Origin of the sequence: Bacillus litorisediminis (assembly GCF_022808645.1) — a bacterium.
Taxonomy (GTDB): Bacteria; Bacillota; Bacilli; order Bacillales; family JC228; genus Bacillus_BF; species Bacillus_BF litorisediminis.
The window spans coordinates 119,864-139,362 of the sequence record NZ_JAKZKT010000006.1; the positions used below are offsets into that span (position 1 = coordinate 119,864).

General features: G+C 38.8%; 20 protein-coding genes and 2 pseudogenes. 19 read left to right on the top strand and 3 right to left on the bottom strand.

Annotated elements, in window-relative coordinates; translation table 11 throughout:
* Positions 1-43 precede the first annotated feature (43 nt).
* Complete coding sequence (locus tag MLE14_RS05075) at positions 44-418, bottom strand: rhodanese-like domain-containing protein (protein WP_243297246.1); 375 nt, start codon at positions 416-418, stop codon at positions 44-46.
* A 536-nt stretch (positions 419-954) separates the two neighbouring features.
* On the opposite strand from MLE14_RS05075, the pseudogene MLE14_RS05080 reads away from it, so the two are divergent.
* The 3 genes and pseudogenes from MLE14_RS05080 to MLE14_RS05090 form a co-directional block, all read left to right on the top strand.
* Positions 955-2,391, top strand: a pseudogene (locus MLE14_RS05080) (vitamin B12-dependent ribonucleotide reductase); the annotation flags it as partial.
* 245 nt (positions 2,392-2,636) lie between these two features.
* A pseudogene (locus tag MLE14_RS05085) lies at positions 2,637-3,755 on the top strand (vitamin B12-dependent ribonucleotide reductase); the annotation flags it as partial.
* Positions 3,756-3,873: 118 nt separating this feature from the next.
* Positions 3,874-4,758 carry a patatin-like phospholipase family protein gene (locus MLE14_RS05090; protein WP_243297247.1) on the top strand — a complete coding sequence of 295 codons (885 nt, stop codon included), beginning with the start codon at positions 3,874-3,876 and terminating at the stop codon, positions 4,756-4,758.
* Between the two features lie 96 nt (positions 4,759-4,854).
* Here the strand turns inward: MLE14_RS05090 and MLE14_RS05095 are convergent, their stop codons facing one another.
* Positions 4,855-5,238 (bottom strand): SA1362 family protein, encoded by a 384-nt coding sequence (locus MLE14_RS05095; RefSeq protein WP_243297248.1) that lies wholly within the window; start codon positions 5,236-5,238, stop codon positions 4,855-4,857.
* Positions 5,239-5,649: 411 nt separating this feature from the next.
* Between MLE14_RS05095 and MLE14_RS05100 the strand changes: the two genes are divergently transcribed.
* The 13 genes from MLE14_RS05100 (at position 5,650) to MLE14_RS05160 (ending at position 15,060) form a co-directional block, all read left to right on the top strand.
* Entirely contained in the window at positions 5,650-6,180 is a 531-nt protein-coding gene (locus tag MLE14_RS05100; protein ID WP_243297249.1) for a YqhR family membrane protein, read from the top strand.
* Between the two features lie 75 nt (positions 6,181-6,255).
* Positions 6,256-6,684: a type II 3-dehydroquinate dehydratase gene (gene aroQ / locus MLE14_RS05105; protein ID WP_243297250.1), complete on the top strand. Its 429-nt coding sequence runs from the start codon at positions 6,256-6,258 to the stop codon at positions 6,682-6,684.
* A gap of 15 nt (positions 6,685-6,699) precedes the next feature.
* The gene (locus MLE14_RS05110) at positions 6,700-7,761 is read left to right on the top strand and encodes a M24 family metallopeptidase (protein ID WP_243297251.1); all 1,062 of its coding nucleotides are present in this window, start codon (positions 6,700-6,702) and stop codon (positions 7,759-7,761) included.
* Positions 7,762-7,783: 22 nt separating this feature from the next.
* Positions 7,784-8,341, top strand: coding sequence for an elongation factor P (gene efp, locus MLE14_RS05115; RefSeq protein ID WP_243297253.1), 558 nt, complete (start codon positions 7,784-7,786; stop codon positions 8,339-8,341).
* A gap of 323 nt (positions 8,342-8,664) precedes the next feature.
* Positions 8,665-9,015, top strand: a complete 351-nt coding sequence (locus MLE14_RS05120) for a nuclease-related domain-containing protein (protein WP_243297254.1) — start codon at positions 8,665-8,667, stop codon at positions 9,013-9,015.
* A gap of 869 nt (positions 9,016-9,884) precedes the next feature.
* Positions 9,885-10,808: a stage III sporulation protein AA gene (gene spoIIIAA / locus MLE14_RS05125; RefSeq protein WP_243297255.1), complete on the top strand. Its 924-nt coding sequence runs from the start codon at positions 9,885-9,887 to the stop codon at positions 10,806-10,808.
* The gene (gene spoIIIAB, locus MLE14_RS05130; protein WP_243297257.1) at positions 10,809-11,324 is read left to right on the top strand and encodes a stage III sporulation protein SpoIIIAB; all 516 of its coding nucleotides are present in this window, start codon (positions 10,809-10,811) and stop codon (positions 11,322-11,324) included.
* A gap of 16 nt (positions 11,325-11,340) precedes the next feature.
* The gene (gene spoIIIAC, locus MLE14_RS05135; protein WP_243297261.1) at positions 11,341-11,547 is read left to right on the top strand and encodes a stage III sporulation protein AC; all 207 of its coding nucleotides are present in this window, start codon (positions 11,341-11,343) and stop codon (positions 11,545-11,547) included.
* Between the two features lie 20 nt (positions 11,548-11,567).
* Positions 11,568-11,951 (top strand): stage III sporulation protein AD, encoded by a 384-nt coding sequence (gene spoIIIAD / locus MLE14_RS05140; RefSeq protein ID WP_243297286.1) that lies wholly within the window; start codon positions 11,568-11,570, stop codon positions 11,949-11,951.
* A 31-nt stretch (positions 11,952-11,982) separates the two neighbouring features.
* On the top strand, positions 11,983-13,191 hold the full coding sequence (gene spoIIIAE, locus MLE14_RS05145; RefSeq protein ID WP_243297267.1) for a stage III sporulation protein AE: 1,209 nt from the start codon (positions 11,983-11,985) through the stop codon (positions 13,189-13,191).
* Between the two features lie 16 nt (positions 13,192-13,207).
* A complete protein-coding gene (spoIIIAF, locus tag MLE14_RS05150; RefSeq protein ID WP_243297273.1) occupies positions 13,208-13,834 on the top strand; it encodes a stage III sporulation protein AF in 627 nt (208 codons plus the stop codon).
* Complete coding sequence (spoIIIAG, locus tag MLE14_RS05155) at positions 13,835-14,512, top strand: stage III sporulation protein AG (RefSeq protein WP_243297274.1); 678 nt, start codon at positions 13,835-13,837, stop codon at positions 14,510-14,512.
* Between the two features lie 2 nt (positions 14,513-14,514).
* Complete coding sequence (locus MLE14_RS05160) at positions 14,515-15,060, top strand: SpoIIIAH-like family protein (protein WP_243297275.1); 546 nt, start codon at positions 14,515-14,517, stop codon at positions 15,058-15,060.
* A 76-nt stretch (positions 15,061-15,136) separates the two neighbouring features.
* On the opposite strand, the gene MLE14_RS05165 is transcribed toward MLE14_RS05160, so the two are convergent.
* Entirely contained in the window at positions 15,137-16,513 is a 1,377-nt protein-coding gene (locus MLE14_RS05165) for a methyl-accepting chemotaxis protein (RefSeq protein ID WP_390628247.1), read from the bottom strand.
* 320 nt (positions 16,514-16,833) lie between these two features.
* Between MLE14_RS05165 and accB the strand changes: the two genes are divergently transcribed.
* The 3 genes from accB to MLE14_RS05180 are packed head-to-tail and all read left to right on the top strand — an operon-like array spanning position 16,834 to position 19,131.
* Complete coding sequence (gene accB / locus MLE14_RS05170; RefSeq protein WP_243297277.1) at positions 16,834-17,331, top strand: acetyl-CoA carboxylase biotin carboxyl carrier protein; 498 nt, start codon at positions 16,834-16,836, stop codon at positions 17,329-17,331.
* Positions 17,332-17,343: 12 nt separating this feature from the next.
* A complete protein-coding gene (accC, locus tag MLE14_RS05175; RefSeq protein WP_243297278.1) occupies positions 17,344-18,714 on the top strand; it encodes an acetyl-CoA carboxylase biotin carboxylase subunit in 1,371 nt (456 codons plus the stop codon).
* A gap of 3 nt (positions 18,715-18,717) precedes the next feature.
* The gene (locus MLE14_RS05180; protein ID WP_243297279.1) at positions 18,718-19,131 is read left to right on the top strand and encodes an Asp23/Gls24 family envelope stress response protein; all 414 of its coding nucleotides are present in this window, start codon (positions 18,718-18,720) and stop codon (positions 19,129-19,131) included.
* Positions 19,132-19,499: the final 368 nt, after the last annotated feature.

A 19,499-nucleotide genomic window follows, 5' to 3' on the forward strand; every position in this document is an offset into this window, starting at 1 on the left:
AAAAACCTCCAGGATAACTCTGAAGGTTTTCTAATAAGCTGCATTAGTTTTTAGTTTTAATTTTTCCTGTCCACTTTTTAAAGCCGCCCTGTAAATGATAGAGATCACGGTATCCTTTCCGATACAGCATTCTTGCTGCCCGACCGCTGCGGACACCACTTTGGCAGTAAAGATATACAGGTTTATCTGGCCGAATCTCTTTCATGCGCATTTTCATCTGGGTCAAAGGAATATTTCTTGCGCCTAAAATGTGCCCGCCCTCATATTCATTTGGCTCACGTACATCAATCAGCTGCGCTTTGCGATAACCAGAAATAAATTCATCCTGTGTAAGAGTTTTGACAATTCTTTTCTGAGTGAAATAATTATAAAGTATATAAGCAAGTATAGCCCCAAGTACAATGAGCAAAACAATCATGTATAGTCCCCCTTTTACCACTCTAAGAAAAAACTCACTAGAAACTATTATATAGCGGCATAGGGAAAAGAGCAAAAAGAATAATTTTGAATTTCCTCAAATAAAAGATAAACACTTTCGACAAATTTCCCGATATATAAAAGGTAGACTTTTACAAAGGAACGTTGATTTTTGGTAAACTAAACTTGTTAAAAATCACCGCTTGAAATAGGAACAGGTGTTCCGTTATAATGAAAAACAGTTAGACTAATAGGAATTGGATAGACATTCCAATTGTGAGAACAAGAAAAATTATACTTGCAACCACAAAATAAATTAATATCTGCAGAAAATCAATTTCAATCTCTATCAATCTCTTTTTTCCTCCATTTCTAACACTTTTTTTCGTTTGACAAATTCGTAAGAATATGAATTAATCACAATATATAGTATGTTTTTGAAAATAAACATACTATATATTGAATTTGGTTCCCCTGCTATGATATGGTAGAAAGGAACTTAAACTTAATAGTTTTTATTAGAGAGGGTGCAGATCTATGCTTGCGACCGAGAGTACAAAACACATTGATATTGAAAGACTTAATAAGGATATAGCGATATTTCCTGCTGTTCACCCCATTACACCAGAGATGCACATAACCCATAAAGGGGTATCTAGACTTGTAATGCTAGATCGTTATTCCTTTAAGGACACCGAGAAAATAACTCTAACTGAAGGGGACTTTGTGGTTCTTACAATTAAAGAAGATCCCAAATTTCCTGCTCGTGGGTTAGGCTACATAAAAAAAATTGACTGGGAAGAAAAGAAAGCAACTGTTTATGTAGAAGAGGAGTACCGCGGAGTTCTAGATAAAGAAGAAGAAATCAACACCGGTCTAATCGTCCGCTCTTTAGACGTGATTGAAAAGCCACTTGAAATTTTCTACGAACAAATTGCGAAAAGGGTAGCAAAAGGACTTTCAGATGTAGAAACAACAGAAGAAAAGAAACAAGAGTGGTTTGAAAAGTTCTATACTGAACTTTCTGCCAAAAACTTTATACCGGCTGGCCGGGTGCTATATGGAGCAGGGTCAGGTACAGAGGTCACTTATTTTAATTGCTATGTAATGCCATTTGTCCCTGATTCAAGGGAAGGTATTTCGGAGCATCGCAAGCAAGTGATGGAAATCATGAGCCGCGGTGGCGGTGTCGGTACAAATGGTTCAACATTAAGACCGCGTAATACGCTTGCGAAAGGCGTAAATGGGAAATCATCTGGATCGGTTTCATGGCTGGATGATATTGCGAAGCTGACGCACCTGGTCGAGCAAGGCGGGTCGAGACGCGGCGCTCAAATGATTATGATGTCTGTTTGGCATCCAGATATCATTGAATTTATTATCTCAAAAATGCAAAATCCTCGTATTTTACGATTCCTCATCGAAAATACAAATGATGAGCAGATTCGAAAAGCGGCAGAAGATAAATTAAAGTTTACCCCATTTACTGAACAAGAAAAAACGATGTATCAGGGGATTGTAAATTATAAGCATATTCCTGGATATGGAGGATTCGGTGAAGCGATTATTCGGGATGCAGAAGAAAAGCTAAGAGTTGGCGGAACGTATTCTGTTCATAATCCGGAGTTTTTAACGGGTGCCAATATTTCGGTTTGTTTAACAAACGAATTTATGGAAGCTGTCGAAAATGACGATGTGTTCGCTCTCCAATTTCCTGATGTGGAATCTTATACACCTGAAGAAATGAAGATCTACAACGAAGAGTGGCATCAGGTAGGGGACGTCAGAGAATGGGCCAAAAGAGGTCATAAGGTCCGGACGTACCGTAAAATTCGTGCTCAAGAGCTTTGGAACCTAATCAATATTTGTGCTACTTATTCTGCTGAACCGGGCATTTTCTTTATCGACAATGCCAACGAGATGACGAATGCAAAAGCTTACGGTCAGCAGGTTGTAGCAACAAATCCGTGTGGTAGAGCAGCATAGTTTGCCTCACGTAAAAAACTGCGGAATAAAGCGGGAAAACCTGAGATGGCAACCCGAACCGAAGGCTAAACGTAAAAAGTTAGCCAGGGGCAACGCATACGAACTGAACCTCTTTTAAGAGAATATAATGTTCGCACGAGGCCGCAGCACCTTTTGGGTGAAAAGATATGCTGAACTTACAGGAATTCAACTGTAAGAAGTAGAGGATAAAAAGCCTTTACGATAACACATTGGAACAGCCACTCGCACCATATTCTGTTTGTAATTTAGCAGCTGTGAATTTAGCTGAAATGGCAAATAAAGAAACCAAAACAGTGGATTTTGAAAAGTTAAAGAAAACGGTTGAAATTGGAACAAGAATGCAAGATAACGTCATTGACGCGACGCCATACTTCCTTGAAGAAAATAAAAAGCAAGCTCTTGGCGAGCGCCGTGTTGGACTAGGAGTTATGGGTCTGCATGACTTGTTGATTTATTGTGAAAAAGAATATGGATCCGAAGAAGGAAATAAACTCATCGATGAAGTGTTCAAAACGATTGCTGAAACAGCCTATCGGACTTCAATTGAAATCGCGAAAGAAAAAGGAAGCTTCCCGTACTTGGTCGGTCAATCAGAGGCTGAAACGAACCGATTAAGAGAGGCTTTCATCAATACTGGCTTTATGAAAAAAATGCCTGAAGACATAAAGGAAAACATTAAAAAATATGGAATTCGTAATTCGCATTTATTAACCGTCGCACCAACCGGCAGCACAGGTACCATGGTTGGAGTGTCTACCGGATTGGAACCATATTTCTCCTTTTCGTACTTCCGAAGCGGCCGCTTAGGCAAATTTATTGAAGTTAAAGCGGATATTGTACAGGAATATCTAGATGCACATCCAGAAGCTGATCCAAACAATCTTCCGCATTGGTTTATATCTGCTATGGAGCTTTCACCTGAAGCACATGCCGATGTACAATGTATTATCCAGAAGTGGATTGACAGCTCCATCAGTAAAACTGTCAACGCGCCAAAAGGATATACAGTTGAGCAAGTGAAAAAAGTTTATGAGCGCCTCTATAAAGGCGGAGCAAAAGGCGGTACAGTTTATGTAGACGGAAGCCGCGATGCTCAAGTGTTAACATTAAAAGCAGAAGAAAATAGCTTTGAAGAACAGCTTGAGCTTCTTGAAGAAGAGACTAAGAAAGTAGTGCTTGTGGATACCATCCAAGATCTACGTACCACTAGTGTTAAAATCGGTTCGGAAATTGGAGATACGTGTCCGGTTTGCCGTAAGGGTACCGTCGAAGAAATTGGCGGATGCAATACTTGTACGAACTGTAATGCTCAATTAAAATGCGGTCTGTAAGCTTCCTTCAAGTCGTCCTTTACAAAAAGGGCGGCTTTTTCAATACCAAAAAATATGGAATATATACATACTCTTCCCATTAAATATGTAGCATGGCGGACTTTGGGGAGGGAACCAAATGTATATAGATGGTGTGTTTTCTGGAGGGGGCATTAAAGGTTTTGCTCTGGTTGGTGCCTACGAAGCAATTGAGGAAAGAGGGCTAAAATTTAAAAGATTGGCTGCCACCAGTGCAGGGTCCATTGTTGCGGGATTAATTGCAGCTGGCTATTCCAGTAAAGAAGTATATAGTTTTGTCGATGAACTAGACGTCAAAAAACTATTGGATGAACGGACTTTATGGCTTCCAATTCCATTTGCAAAATGGCTTTTGCTTTACTGGAGAATGGGTTTATATAGAGGCCAGTATTTAGAAAAATGGCTAGGTGAAAAACTGGCGGCAAAGGGTATAAGAACGTTTAAAGACTTGCCGCCCGATAGTTTTAGAGTCATTGCATCAGACCTTACAAATGGAAATATGATGGTTCTCCCTAATGACCTTGAAAAATATGGGATACCTTGGTGGTCGTTTTCTGTTGCGAAAGCAATTCGAATGAGCTGCTCCATCCCTTATTTTTTCGAGCCTGTCCGGCTTTCTACAGCAAATGGTACCGTAATAGTGGTCGATGGCGGTGTGCTTAGTAACTTTCCAATGTGGTTATTTGATAAGGAAAATGTAAAAAAGGAAAGACCTGTGTTAGGGATTAAGCTAAGTTCAGATTTTCAAGAACATGAAAAGCATGTGATTACTAACGCTATTCACCTTTTTGGAGCCTTATTCGAAACCATGAAGGATGCTCATGATTCCAGGTATATATCAAGGAGACACGAAAAGAATATTATATTTATTCCAACACAAAACGTTATTCCGATTGAGTTTGACCTGACCGAAGAAAAGAAAGAAGCTCTAATCCGGCAAGGGAAAGAAAAAGCCGCAACCTTTTTAAAGCAATGGTGTTATTAAGCAGTTGAGTGCCCTTCATAAATATATCAAAACAAAAGGTCTGACCTTAGAATATCTAGTCATATGAACTAGATTCACAGGGTCAGACCTTGTTATTTAAAGGGAAGCCTTATCTTTCTTTTTTCCTTTTTTCCCTTCAATGACTGTTAAGTGAGGGGCAGATTTCTTTTTTGACTGGATTGATTTCTTAAAGCTTGGTTTGGAGATAGACCGACTGGCAGAATTGTTTTTTTGCTCCGCCTTCATTTTTAGCCGTTTTTTAGAATATTTCGCAGCCTTTATAAACGCTTTATGCTCTTTTCTGGTATGGACGGCTGTGCCCCGAAACCTAGTAACCAGAAATATAATAATGGCAGCAAACGCCGCAATGAACAATAAATTTTTGATAAATGCAGTAAGATCGGTCCATAAATAATTTACTAATCCCAAAATAGCGAAGGCAATTACAATATAAAACAACCAATATCTTGACCGACTCAAACCAGACACCTCCTTATCAAGCTTACCAGCAAACATTTAAGTCCAAGCATCATGTTAGCGCAATACATATTTATGAGAATGTAAGCAGCAGAGTAATTCATCCCTGGCTACATGATTTGACGAGTTTTCTTTATCCATTTTAAACGAAAATGGATTCTTTTATGCAATATTTATGTATTCTATTGTTTTTTTTAGAAACTAAATAGTAATAAGTGTGAATCATAACAATATAGCATTTCATGATTGATATATATTTTTTTCGAAGTTTATTTTTTGTGCTACTTTATTGCTTTGAACTCCTTCCTTTTCCATTCTACAAAAGGCAGGTTTATTCCTTCACGGGGTTCGCAAAAAAACCGGTTATAGTAATGTTTTTTGCAGATTGGACATACTAAGAATGGAGGTGTTGGTATGTCAGAAGAAAACAAAGAAAAATCAAAAGAAAATAAAGAGCTTGAGCAAAATAAGACTGAAGAACAATTATCATTAGCCGCTTTATCAGCAATTATTGGCCTTTGCGGCGGCCTTTTCTGGAGTCTCATTGGCTACGTAGCCTATTTATTTTCATTTACCAAGGTGAGCCCTCGTGCCGTATTAGAACCAATTGCTGTTGGAGATTGGAAAAATACGTGGTTAGGGCTTGTTATTTCCATTGTACTCTTATCTGTTCTCTCGATGGGGGCAGCTTTATTGTATTATGCAGCTTTTAGAAGATTTAAAGGCATGTGGCTGGGAATGGCTTATGGGCTGCTTTTGTTTGGTGTTATTTTCTTTATTTTAAATCCTTTGTTTCCAAGTATTAGGCCAATTAGAGAGATAGATGGATATACATGGGTCACATCTGCTTGCTTGTACATCCTTTATGGTGTATTTATTGGTTACTCTATATCCTATGAAGCTAACGATTTAAGGGTGAAGGAAAAGCAGGAAGTTTCTCAATAATGAAGATGTTACCAAATAAAAAGTGTGTTAGAATGTTCTTAATTGAACATTCTTTTTTTATATAGGAGTAGTTTTATGAAACGAATTGTAGTATTAAATGGACCTAATTTAAATTTGCTTGGGAAACGTGAGGTATCCATTTATGGTACTGATTCCCTTAAAGAGATGGAAAATAGTCTAAAACAATTAGCCCATACTAAAAATTGTACAGTAGACTTTTTTCAATCGAATCACGAGGGAGATATAATCGATTGGCTGCACCAATGCAGTACGGAGGAAACAATCGGTGTGATCCTTAATCCAGGTGCTTTTACACATTACAGTTATGCGATTCGTGACGCCGTTGCTGCGATTCAGCCCCCCGTGGTAGAAGTGCATATTTCAAATGTTCATGCTAGAGAGAGCTTTCGTCACCAATCTGTGATTGCACCAGTATGTAAAGGACAAATTGTCGGGTTCGGACTAAAGGGATACGAGCTCGCGTTTCTGTCATTTTTTTTATAGGGAGAGGAAAAAAATATGGAAAAGATTAAAAAATTTCAAGCGAGTTTTTCAGAGCATGGGGTAGATGGAATACTCATCACAAGTGCCTCTAACAGACGCTATCTTTCTAATTTTACCGGAACATCCGGTGCAGTATTAATCTCAAATGAAAAAGCAATATTTATTACAGATTTTCGCTACGTCGAGCAAGCTGGCAAGCAAGCGACAGGCTTTGAAGTAATCAAACATTCTGGTTCCATTTTCGCAGAAGTTGGGGAGCTCGTAAAAAAATATGGAATCCAAAAGCTGGGCTTTGAAGAGCAGCATGTTACTTTTTCGGAGTATAAACACCTGCAGGCAAGTGTTCAATGTGAACTTGTTCCCGTTTCCAATGCGGTAGAAAACTTGCGCTTGATAAAGTCTGATGCAGAGATTAAGATATTAAAGGATGCAGCCGACATTGCTGATGCTGCTTTTAAGTACATAATTGATGTAATTAAGCCTGGTAAGACTGAATTAGAAATATCAAATGAGCTCGAATTTTTTATGAGAAAATGTGGAGCAACTGCTTCTTCATTTGATATTATTGTTGCTAGCGGGTCTCGTTCCGCATTGCCGCATGGTGTTGCAAGTGAAAAAGTTATCGAAAAAGGTGATTTTGTAACATTAGATTACGGTGCTTTATACAAGGGATATGTTTCAGATCTTACTAGAACTGTCGCTGTGGGAGAGCCTTCCTCTGAATTAAAAGAAATCTATGAAATCGTATTAGAAGCACAGTTGAAAGCTATGGATGGCATAAAGGCCGGTATCACAGGCAAGCAGGCGGATGCTATTGCGAGAGACTATATCTCTGAAAAGGGGTATGGTGAATATTTTGGTCATTCGCTTGGCCATGGAATTGGTCTAGAAGTACACGAAGGACCATCTTTATCCTTCCGTTCAGAAACAGTACTAAAGCCTGGCATGGTAGTAACCGTTGAACCGGGAATCTATCTTCCAGGAAAAGGCGGAGTTCGTATCGAAGATGATACAATAATTACCGAAAATGGTAATGAGACCTTAACACATTCAACCAAGGATTTATTGATCCTATAGTCAAAATAATGGAGGAAACAAAATGATTTCGGTAAATGATTTTAAAACTGGTTTAACAATCGAAGTAGATGGAGGAATTTGGCAAGTTATTGATTTCCAGCATGTAAAGCCTGGAAAAGGTGCCGCTTTTGTTCGTTCAAAGCTTCGTAATTTAAGGACGGGAGCCATTCAGGAAAAAACCTTCCGTGCAGGGGAGAAAGTTAGCAAAGCTCATATTGAAAATAAAAAAATGCAGTATCTGTATGCAAATGGCGACCAGCATGTATTTATGGACACAGATACGTACGAACAAATTGAACTTTCTTCTAATCAAATTGAATATGAATTAAAATTCCTTAAAGAAAATATGGAAGTATCTATTATGATGTTCCAAGGTGAAACATTAGGTGTCGAACTGCCAAATACAGTTGAATTAGAAGTGGTTGATACTGAACCTGGCATTAAAGGTGACACGGCTTCTGGCGGATCTAAGCCAGCTACGCTTGAAACAGGTGTAGTTGTTCAAGTGCCATTCTTTGTGAACCAAGGTGACCGAATTATTGTGAATACGACAGAAGGAACATATGTTTCTCGGGCATAGTCTTTCTTTCAGGTGAAGAGTCCTTTAGTAAGGGCTCTTTTTTAAATTGGATTATGTTTTTTCAAAATCCTTTACGAAGGGGGGATCAGGACTGAAATGAGGCAGATCCTAAACTATTTGTTGCAGGTTTGCTTAAAATGAACTTAATATAATAGATAAGTATTTTTTAAAATAGGAAAGGATGTGGAGTATGCCTTATAAACCCCGGACAGAGTCTGCTGAATTACAAATTCTAAGAATTTTAAACTACCGCATGGATTTGTCTGATAAAGAAAAACAACTCTTTTTTAATCTAAAAAAAGCTATGAAGGAGAGGTTATGTTTTGGAAAAACTTCAGTGTGACTGCTATATCCTAAATGATTTATTGTTTAAGCAAAATAACACTACGTTCCAAATTGACTCGCTCATCATTACATCAGGTACGATTTATTTTTTTGAAATAAAAAATTATGAAAGCGATTATTATTACGAATCAGATCGGTTTTATAAAAATCCCAAAACTGAAATTACAAATCCGCTTCATCAATTAAGCCGAAGTGAACTCTTATTACGTCAATTAATCCAAAGCATCGGGTTCAATATTCCCGTTTCTGCCTCAGTGGTTTTTATCAACCCCGAATTCACCTTATACCAAGCACCTCTCAACAAACCATTATTCTCCCATCCCAATTAATTCGTTATTTAAATAAGCGGAATCCATTCCATCTAAGCTAAATGAAAAACATAAAATCCTAGCAGATAAATTAATTTCAAAACATATTGAAGAGCCTCCTTATTATTCGCTTCCACCCTTTGATTACAAACAGTTCCGAAAGGGAATTGTTTGTGCAAAGTGTTCCTCGTTTTCAATTTCTATAAAAGGAATGACTGCTTATGTAAAGATTGTAACCATGAAGAATCGGTTTCGACCGCGGTCATCCGCAGTGTCAGTGAATTTAAGCGACTATTTCCATTATGAAAAATTACAACTAATGCCATTCATGAGTGGTGTAAAGTGGTTGACTCTAAAAAGACGATAAGGAAGGTCCTTTCTAATAATTTTAAAACCGTAAGTGAGCACCGGTGGACCTTTTATGAATAACTGGAAGTCCTTTAAAATACTAATTGAGGCATTTTCCCTTTCGGCTTGTCCTTTATAACTTTATAAGGGACATGTTTTTGTCTGCTTCCACGTTAGGTCCTTGAAAACTCTTTTTATGGCCGATTCTTTTACTCTTTTCCAAGTTTGGTACTTGAGAGCGGTTGTCAGAGCCAGTTTTTTCAATTTCACCCTATTTTCGGGCACTTAGGCAGATTTGCAGAGCCCGTTTTATTGTAAAGTCTCCCGCCTAATACTATCAGGAGCTCCCATAATATATTATCCACCCATCCATAATCAGAACTACCTCGCTAAAACCGAGTAAACCCGAAACTTAATCTTACTCTATTCTAGTTTCTACCATTTTCATTTTTTGTGCATGTTCATAGAATTGCGAGTCATAAAGTGGCCAAGCAGGCATACATTGAAAGTAACGAGAGGCTCTAGGTAAAGGAGGAATAGACTTGAAATCCATCATAGACTGCTTGCCTAGAAATATCCAAGAGCAAATTATACTTATTCCGAAAAACGTGTTAGAAGAGACGGAAGAAATTCGAATTAGAGTCGGTCGTCCCATTGAGATATCGGTGAAAGGGAAAGCTACATTACTTCCTTATCACGCCACGAGGGGAGATGCCCTTCAGCTGCTTGATAAACTTAGCCATTTCTCTATGTACACTTTGGAAGAAGAACTGAGGCGAGGCTATATAACGATTGAAGGCGGACATAGGGTAGGTTTAGCTGGCAAAGTCATTTTGGAAAGTGGACAAGTTAAGGCAATTCGCGACGTATCCTCGTTTAATATACGAATTGCCAAGGAAAACATAGGGATCGCTGATAAATGGGTTCCGTATCTTTACAATCGCGGTCAATGGCTTCACACCATGATTATTGGAGCTCCTCAATCTGGCAAAACCACATTGCTCCGTGATTTAGCACGTTTTATTTCATCAGGGTCTAACGACGGATTGATTGAAGCCGCTAAAGTTGGAATTGTGGATGAACGGTCCGAAATAGCAGGATGTATGAATGGAATTCCTCAGTTACAATTTGGTCCGCGTGTCGACGTGTTGGATGCGTGTCCAAAAGCTGAAGGAATGATGATGATGATTCGCTCGATGAGTCCCCAGGTTCTGATTGTGGATGAAATTGGCAGGACTGAGGACACGATCGCTATTTTAGAAGCGGTAAATGCCGGCATTCGATTAGTCATGACCACACATGGCTCCTCCTATGAGGAAGTCCTTAATCGGCCGGCATTGGCACCGATTATGAAACAAAAAATGATTGAGCGGTATCTTGTAATAAGCCACACCAAGAATTCGCGGTCAGTCATGGTGCTTGATGAAAATGGCCGGCCAGTATTGGAGAAAGCGAGTGTGACATAAGTGGTAAAGCTTCTGGGTGCTGTTTTTATTTTGGCAGCGACAACTTGGACAGGCTTTGAGGCGTCACGCCATTTGAATGAACGTCCAAGACAATTAAGACAATTAAAAGTTGCACTTCAATCACTAGAGGCAGAGATCATGTATGGACATACACCTTTACATGAAGCTGCTAGAAAACTAGCGAAACAATTATCAAACCCGTTAAATATACTGTTTAAAGTTTTTTCTGAGAGATTAATTTCAGAAGAAACTACGGTTCGTGATGCGTGGCAGCAAAGTTTAGATGATATTTGGAAATTAACAGCTCTTAAGCAGGGGGAATATGAAATCTTAAAGCAATTTGGTGAAACATTAGGCAGACATGACCGATACACCCAACAAAAACAAATTCTTTTAGCGATTGCTCATTTGGAACGAGAAGAAGCTGATGCGAGGGAACGGCAAGGCAAATACGAAAAAATGGTAAAAAGCTTAGGCTTTTTAACAGGATTATTATTGATTGTGCTTTTGATATAGATGGGAGGAAATCTAGATGGGGATTGAAGTCGATATCATCTTTAAAATTGCAGGGGTAGGGATTGTTGTTGCCTTTCTCCATACAATACTCGATCAAATGGGCAAGAAAGAATACGCACAATGGGTTACGCTGTTTGGGTTTATTTATATTTTATTTATGGTTGCTTCCATCGTGGATGAACTCTTTGAAAAAATTAAGTCTGTCTTTCTCTTTCAGGGATAAAGGGGGGCTATACAATCGAAATCTTTAAAATCGTGGGGATTGCGCTCATTTCTACATTTTTAGCCCTGCTCATTAAGGAACAAAAACCAAACTTTGCTTTCCTCTTCACCGTTTTTGTCGGATGTATCCTTTTTCTATTTCTTGTCGATGAAATCTACAAGATTATTCGAATGATTGAACAAATTGCTGTTAACGCCAAAATAAACCTCATTTATGTCGAAACGATTTTAAAAATTATTGGAATTGCCTACATTGCAGAGTTTGCTGCACAAATTTCGAAGGATGCTGGATTAGGTTCGATTGCTGCGAAAATTGAGCTGGCAGGAAAGGTATTGATATTAGCAATGGCTGTGCCGATCCTAACTGTCTTAATTGAGACAATCATTGGGCTGATTCCAGTCTAATCCAAAGTCCTAGGGGAAGAGGTGACTAATTTTGAAGGCCAAGCTACAGCTCGTTCTGCTTGTTGTTTTGTTTGTAAACTTTATTTTTTTAAGTAATCAAGTATTTGCAGCCAGTGAAGAAGGACAAGCTGACCCTTTAGAAGCTATTAGTCAAACAGAAATAATAGACGAGCAATTAGACAAGCTCGGCATTGATAAATTAGTCCAGTATTGGGATGGAGTCGTCAACGAATACGGAGGTTACCTCCCTGAAAGTCAAAAAGGAAGCTTAGTCGACTTTCTCAAAGGAGAAAAGGAGTTTTCTCTTGAGGCCTGGTTTCATGCTTTACTTCGCTTCATTTTTCACGAACTGATTGCAAATGGGAAACTGTTGGGGACTCTGATACTTTTAACGGTATTTAGTGTATTCCTCCAGTCCCTGCAAAATGCTTTTGAATCAGGAACGGTTAGTAAAGTAGCTTATGCGATTGTTTTTATGGTGCTGATTATTTTTGCCTTAAATAGTTTTCATATTGCGATTGAGTACACAAAAGATACGATCGAAAAAATGATTCACTTTACATTAGCCCTTGTTCCAATATTGTTAGCTTTAATGGCCACATCAGGAGGAGTCATTTCAGCGAGCCTGTTTCATCCATTAATTGTATTTTTAATGAACACAAGCGGGCTATTCATCAATGTGATCGTCCTTCCGCTCCTTTTTTTATCCGCGATTTTAAGCATTGTCAGTACTCTTTCTGATCAGCATAAAGTCACCCAGCTTGCACAATTACTCAGAAATTGGAGCATTGGATTATTAGGTATTTTTATGACTGTTTTTTTAGGGGTTATATCGGTTCAGGGGGCCACTACAGCGATTTCGGATGGGATCGCAGTCCGAACAGCCAAATTTTTAACAGGAAATTTTATTCCTGTAGTTGGAAGAATGTTTACGGATGCGGCTGACACGGTGATTAATGCTTCAGTCTTATTAAAGAATACTGTGGGGATTGTGGGGGTTGTCTTATTATTAGTCATTGCTGCGTTCCCCGCTATAAAAATATTAATCATTGCCTTTATCTATAAATTTGCGGCTGCTTTGCTTCAGCCTTTAGGGGGCGGGCCAGTCATTCAGTGTTTAGACATTATCAGTAAATGCATGATTTATATTTTTGCTTCATTAGCAATGGTGTCTTTTATGTTCTTCTTAAGTGTCACTATCATGATTGCTGCAGGCAATATTACGTTAATGGTGAGATAGAAGGGGGGACTAAATCTTGAGTTTTCTAACACAGTGGATTACGAATATTATTATTTTCATTTTACTGGCAATCGTAATAGACCTGCTTCTCCCGAATTCTTCCCTTAGAAGGTACACAAAAATGGTCACAGGGCTTTTGTTAATGGCTATTATTCTTTCTCCAATCTTTGAACTTTTTAATAAGGACTTTGAACAAATACTAGAAAACTTGGATATGACCGAATATGTAAATGCTGAAGAAATGAAAAATCAAATTGATATGAAGAAAAAAGAAATACAAGCCCTACATAGTGCATATACATTAGAACAAATGGCTGTCCAACTACAAGAAAGTGTGGAGGAGGAGTTGATGACACAGTATAGTTTAGAAATTCAAAATCTCGAAGTTGATGCCGAAGAACCAGAAGATCCAACTAGTGACCCTATTATACATTCTGTGTTCATTTCGTTAAAAGAAACCGACGTCGAAGAGGAGGATGCAATTGAGGCAGTTAAAATAGTGGAAGTCGATGCAAGCCAGCCTGTCCGTAATGAACCCTCTTCTTCAAAGGATGAAGAAACGATTACAACTCTGCTTTCAGACAAATGGAGCTTGGATCCGGAAGTAATAGAGGTAGAAATTGAAAGGGGGAATGAGGGCTAGATGAATAATGAAAAGGGTCCTCTTACCTGGATTAAAAAGTGGCTGCAGCAAGAGTCCAGCTCTAGTAAGCGTGAAAATAAAAAGCCTTCAAAATTCCAGTATTTATTAGTTGTTCTTCTAGCAGGGGTGGCCATCATGCTAGTAGGAAATGTATTTTCAAGCAACACCAGTCAAGACGGACAGTCTGCACAAACCTTTTCAGACAATAGCGGATCTGAAGAAGATGTTCCGGCATTAGGTCAAAAGAAAAGTGAAGACACGATAACAATGAGTGACTTCGAAAGAATGTATGAAACTCAAATTAAAGATGCACTTAATCAAATTGTAGGAGTTAGTGATGCAACTGTAATAGTGAACGTCGCTTCAACTGCTACTAATGTTTACGAGAAAAATCGCGTTTCGCAAGAACAAACAACAGACGAAACAGACAGACAAGGCGGTAAACGAATAGTCGAAGATAAATCAGTTGATGAACAAGTAGTGATTGTACGTGAAGGCGATAAGGAGGTTCCGCTCGTTTTGCAAACGGAAAAGCCTGATGTCACAGGGGTTCTGGTTGTTGCTAAAGGAGCAGAAAATATACAAGTAAAGCAATGGATTATTGAAGCGGTTACGAGAGTGCTAGATGTTCCGATTCATAGGGTAGCCGTTTTACCTAAAAAATCTAAGGGGGAATAAAAATGTTATTGAAAAAACAAACGGTTTGGCTTTTAACAATGCTTAGTTTAGTGGTAGTTCTCTCAATTTATTACATTACTTCACCAGAGCAGACTAATGATGTTGCACAAGAAGAAAATGGATCAACAAATGAAACAAGCGGACAAATTGCTGGGGATTCAACTGATGAAACCATCATCACCGAAGCGGCTGGTGATGAAGTTTTTGCGCAGCTTCGTTATGAATTAGAACTTAAACGCTCACAGCAAATGGAAGAGCTACAGACTCAAGCTGCTTCTGCCGAACTCTCTGCGGAAGAAGTAAATGCAGTCAAAGAGGAAATGGATAAACTTGAGAATATTGCTTATAAGGAAGACATATTAAGAACAGAAATCATTGCTATGGGCTTTGAAGATGCTTTAGTTCGTGCAGAAGATGGCAAGGTTCATATCACTGTAAAAGGCAATGAGCCTTCTCCTTCTCTTGCAAATGATATTCTGGTTATGGTTGCAGAACAGCTCGGTCAGGAATTTGAACCTGTTGCGGTTGAGTTCACTCCAGCTGAATAAATCATAAAAAAAATGAGACAGATTTGAGGTCTGTCTCTTTTTGTTTTTCTATCGCAGTAATAAGAAACACTGGATTTTAAGTATTGGCAGATAATAATAGTAAATCATCAAGAGAATCATTAGCCTTTTCAACTAACGCAAACATATTTTCATTTTCAGAAGTTTGGTTTTCAATCACATGGGAAATCGTTTGTAAGGACTCATTAATTTCCTCTAAAACAGCGCTTAATTCGGCTACTGTTTCTTCAACTTCTAAGGAAGAGCCATGAATGGTCGTTGCAAGCTCTTCGTACCCTTCCAGATGACCTTTTAAAGCCCAAATCCGCTGTTTTAATACATTAAATACATGGCCGGCTTCTGAAACAGAGTGGACACTGTTTTCCAATTCGCGTGCTGTTTCTCCAACTAATCTCTCGGAAGCTATGGTTTCTTCTACGATCGATATAAGCGATTTTGAAATTTCTTTTGTAGTTGTGTTAGAAGTTTCGGCCAGTTTTCGGACCTCTTCGGCAACGACGGCAAACCCTTTACCTGCTTCCCCGGCTCTTGCTGCTTCAATAGAAGCATTAAGCGCTAATAAGTTGGTCTGTTCAGCAATTTTTTGAATAGATTTAGCTGAAAGTTGAACGGATTCTGCTTGCTTCCTTAAATGGTTTATATGGTATTCTGCTCTTTTCATACTGGCTGAAGATTGGAAGATATTCTCCTGTAATTGCCTCATCTTTTGCTCTCCATCGACAGTCAATTGAACAGATTCTTCTGCCTCTGAATCAAGCTGTACGGCATAAGTTTTCATTTGCTCCACCAGGTTAGTTGCTTTTTCAATTGACTGAATGATAATGCCGCTTGAATTCGCTTGTATCTGTAATCCGCTTGAAATTTCAGATATGGATCCATTTATTTCTTTTGCAGAGTGAAGGGTTAATTCACTTTGTGATTGGACATTTTTCATCATTTCTAATAGCTCTTTTGCATGAATAAGAACCCTTTCCTTTACTTTCTTTTCCCTTTCATTGAGGGCAAGTGTCTCCTCTTGAAGCTGAGACAGCTGCTTCTGAAAGCGAGCTGACAAATTGAATTGATAAAATAATAAAATGGCAACAAGACCATAAAGCAGGTAAATCGTAACGTAATTTTTAAATTCTAAAGGCAGTTCTTCTGCATGCAGAAATGTAAAAACACTTATACAAATATATCCAACCGCTGCTGAGAAAAATAATAGAAATTTGTTCATATAAATAGCAGCAGTTCCAAGTCCGAAAAACAACAAAAAGTAGGCAGTGGCAGAAACACTATTTTCCATAATCACAAAAAGCACAATGTAAACTAAGATAATCGAGAGATAGGGTATATTTCTTTCCCAAATTTCCACATAATGCAAGTAAGCTATAACGCCGTTTCCAATTAATCCCCCTATTAAAATGGACAAAATAATAGCTAATTCTTTACCCATTGCAATGTCTACAGCTGCTGCAAGAACTACAGATAAAAGAGTTGCTTTTACCACCAGACTATTTTTTCTGCGTAAATCTTCTTTATAGATTGTTTGTATTGATTGTCCCAATCCAATTCCCCCTAAAATTCCTTGCTATGTAAAAATTCGCCGTATTCTGTCGAAACCCTTTTCAATTAGGAAAAACTATTACATATTTCATCTTTTGACCAGGATAAGATTGTAGGGATTGAACTTTTACTAAGTATTATCGTATGATATTAGTAGCTAGTCATAAATAATATCAGCTATTATATTTTGAACAAGGGGTGTAAATAACCATGTTAAAAGTTCAGGAAATAAGAGAAATTATTAAATTAATTGATCAATCTTCAATCGATGAATTTGAATATGAATTTCAAGGATCCAAGCTGCTATTAAAAAAGCAAGGCAATAATGTGACGGCAGCTCCAAGTGTCAGCGCACCAGCTTACATAGAGGTAGCTCCTCAAGCCCAAGCGGCTCCTGCTCCAGCAGCTCCAGCATTTAAAGAGGCTGCTCCAGAAGCTAAAGAGCAAGAAATCAATCCTAAAGAAAACCTAGTAGAAATCAAATCGCCAATGGTAGGGACCTTCTATCAGTCTCCTTCACCTGACGCAGAACCGTATGTAAAAGTAGGATCAAAAGTATCGGCTTCATCAGTTGTCTGCATCGTTGAGGCAATGAAGCTGTTCAACGAAATTGAAGCAGAGGTTCAAGGGGAAATTGTAGAGATTTTAGTTAAGGATGGCGAACTCGTAGAATACGGTCAGCCACTCTTCCGGGTAAAGCCTGAGTAAGGAGAGATTTTCATGATAAAAAAGGTTTTAATTGCAAATAGAGGAGAAATCGCAGTTCGGATTATTCGGGCATGCAAAGAACTTGAAATTCAAACAGTTGCTGTTTTTTCAGAAGCTGACCGCGAATCTCTTCATGTTCAATTGGCTGACGAGGCATACTGTATTGGTCCAAAGGCATCAAAAGACAGCTATTTGAATTTTACTAACATTATGAGCGTGGCAAAAATGACGGGGTGCGATGCCATTCACCCTGGATATGGCTTCCTGGCTGAAAATGCTGATTTTGCAGAGTTATGTAAAGAGTGTAACATTATCTTTATAGGTCCAAGTTCAATGGCTATATCAAAAATGGGAGCAAAGGACGTAGCAAGGGAGACGATGAAAGAAGCAGGTGTTCCGATCGTACCTGGTTCCCAAGGAATCGTAGAAAATATTTCTGAAGCCATAAAAGTAGCAGAAGAAATTCAATATCCCGTTATTATTAAAGCAACAGCTGGAGGAGGCGGAAAAGGAATCCGCGTTGCCCGCAATGAAGAAGAATTGAGAAAAGGGATGGAAATTACCCAAAAAGAAGCGCAAAGCGCTTTTGGCAATCCAGGAGTTTATTTGGAGAAATATATACAGGATTTCCGTCATGTTGAGATTCAGGTATTAGCCGATCAATTTGGCAATACGGTGCATTTGGGGGAAAGAGACTGCTCCATTCAAAGAAGACTGCAAAAATTGGTAGAAGAGACTCCATCTCCAGCTTTAAGTGAAAGCACAAGGAAAAAAATGGGGGAAGCAGCAGTAAAAGCTGCAAAAGCAGTTGATTATACAGGCGCTGGCACGATAGAATTTATATACGACCACCGCGAAGATCGCTTCTATTTTATGGAGATGAACACCCGGATTCAGGTGGAACACCCTGTTACAGAAATGGTAACAGGAGTCGATTTGATCAAGGAGCAAATCAGAGTCGCTTCGGGAGAACCATTATCCTTTACACAAGAGGATGTTTCGTTTAACGGGTGGGCTATCGAATGTCGTATTAATGCTGAAAATCCTGAAAAACAATTCATGCCTTCTCCTGGTAAAATCGAAATGTATTTACCGCCAGGAGGACTTGGGGTGCGAATTGATTCTGCGGCATATCCTGGCTATCAGATACCGCCTTATTATGATTCGATGATTGCCAAGCTTATTACATATGGTAAAACCCGTGACGAAGCTATTAGCAGAATGAAGCGGGCATTGAGTGAATTTGTAATTGAAGGAATTCATACAACGATTCCATTCCATTTAAAGTTGATGGATCATGAAGTTTTTAAGAGCGGGGATTTTAATACAAAGTTCCTGGAGAATTATGATGTCATGGGTTCATCAAATAAAGGAGGTGCTTAATACATGAGTGAAGAACAGCAAAACTCTTTAACAATGGATAATGGTTATTCAGGTTTAGGAAAAGTGGAAATTGCACCAGAAGTGATTGAAGTGATTGCAGGAATCGCAGCCGCTGAAGTTGAAGGTGTCGCGCAAATGAGGGGAACATTTGCAACAGGTGTGGCTGAAAGACTTGGGCGTAAGAGCCACGGAAAAGGAATTAAAGTTGAGCTTGCTGATGAGGGAATTAAAGTCGATGTATATTGCTTCCTGAACTTTGGGATTTCTATACCTGTCGTTGCTCAAAAAATTCAGGACAATATTCGCCAGGCGCTTTATAATATGACTGCGCTGGAAGTACAGGAAGTAAACGTTCACATCGTTGGAATCCAATTCGAAAACCAAAAATTAGATCAAGATGTTGACCAAGAAATGTAAAACCAGAGTCTTTGCTCTGGTTTTCTTTGTGTGCGCCCAGCATGGGTGCAATCTATAGGGTGAAAGTCCCGAACTGTGAAGGCAGAAGTAACAGTAGCTTAACGCAAGGGTGTCCGTGGTGACACGGAATCTGAAGGAAGCGAGCGGCAAACCTCCGGTCTGAGGAACACGAACTTCATATAAGGCTAGGTATCATTGGATGAGTTTGCATAACAAAACAAAGTCCTTTCTGCCAAAGATGATACAGAGTAAATGAAGCAGATATTTGGAGGGAAAGATTGCACTCTTACCTGGGGAGATCTGACTGGAAAGCCAAGTACTCTTGGTAACCTATCTAGCGATAGATAGCTGAACAGTTAGAAGTCAGC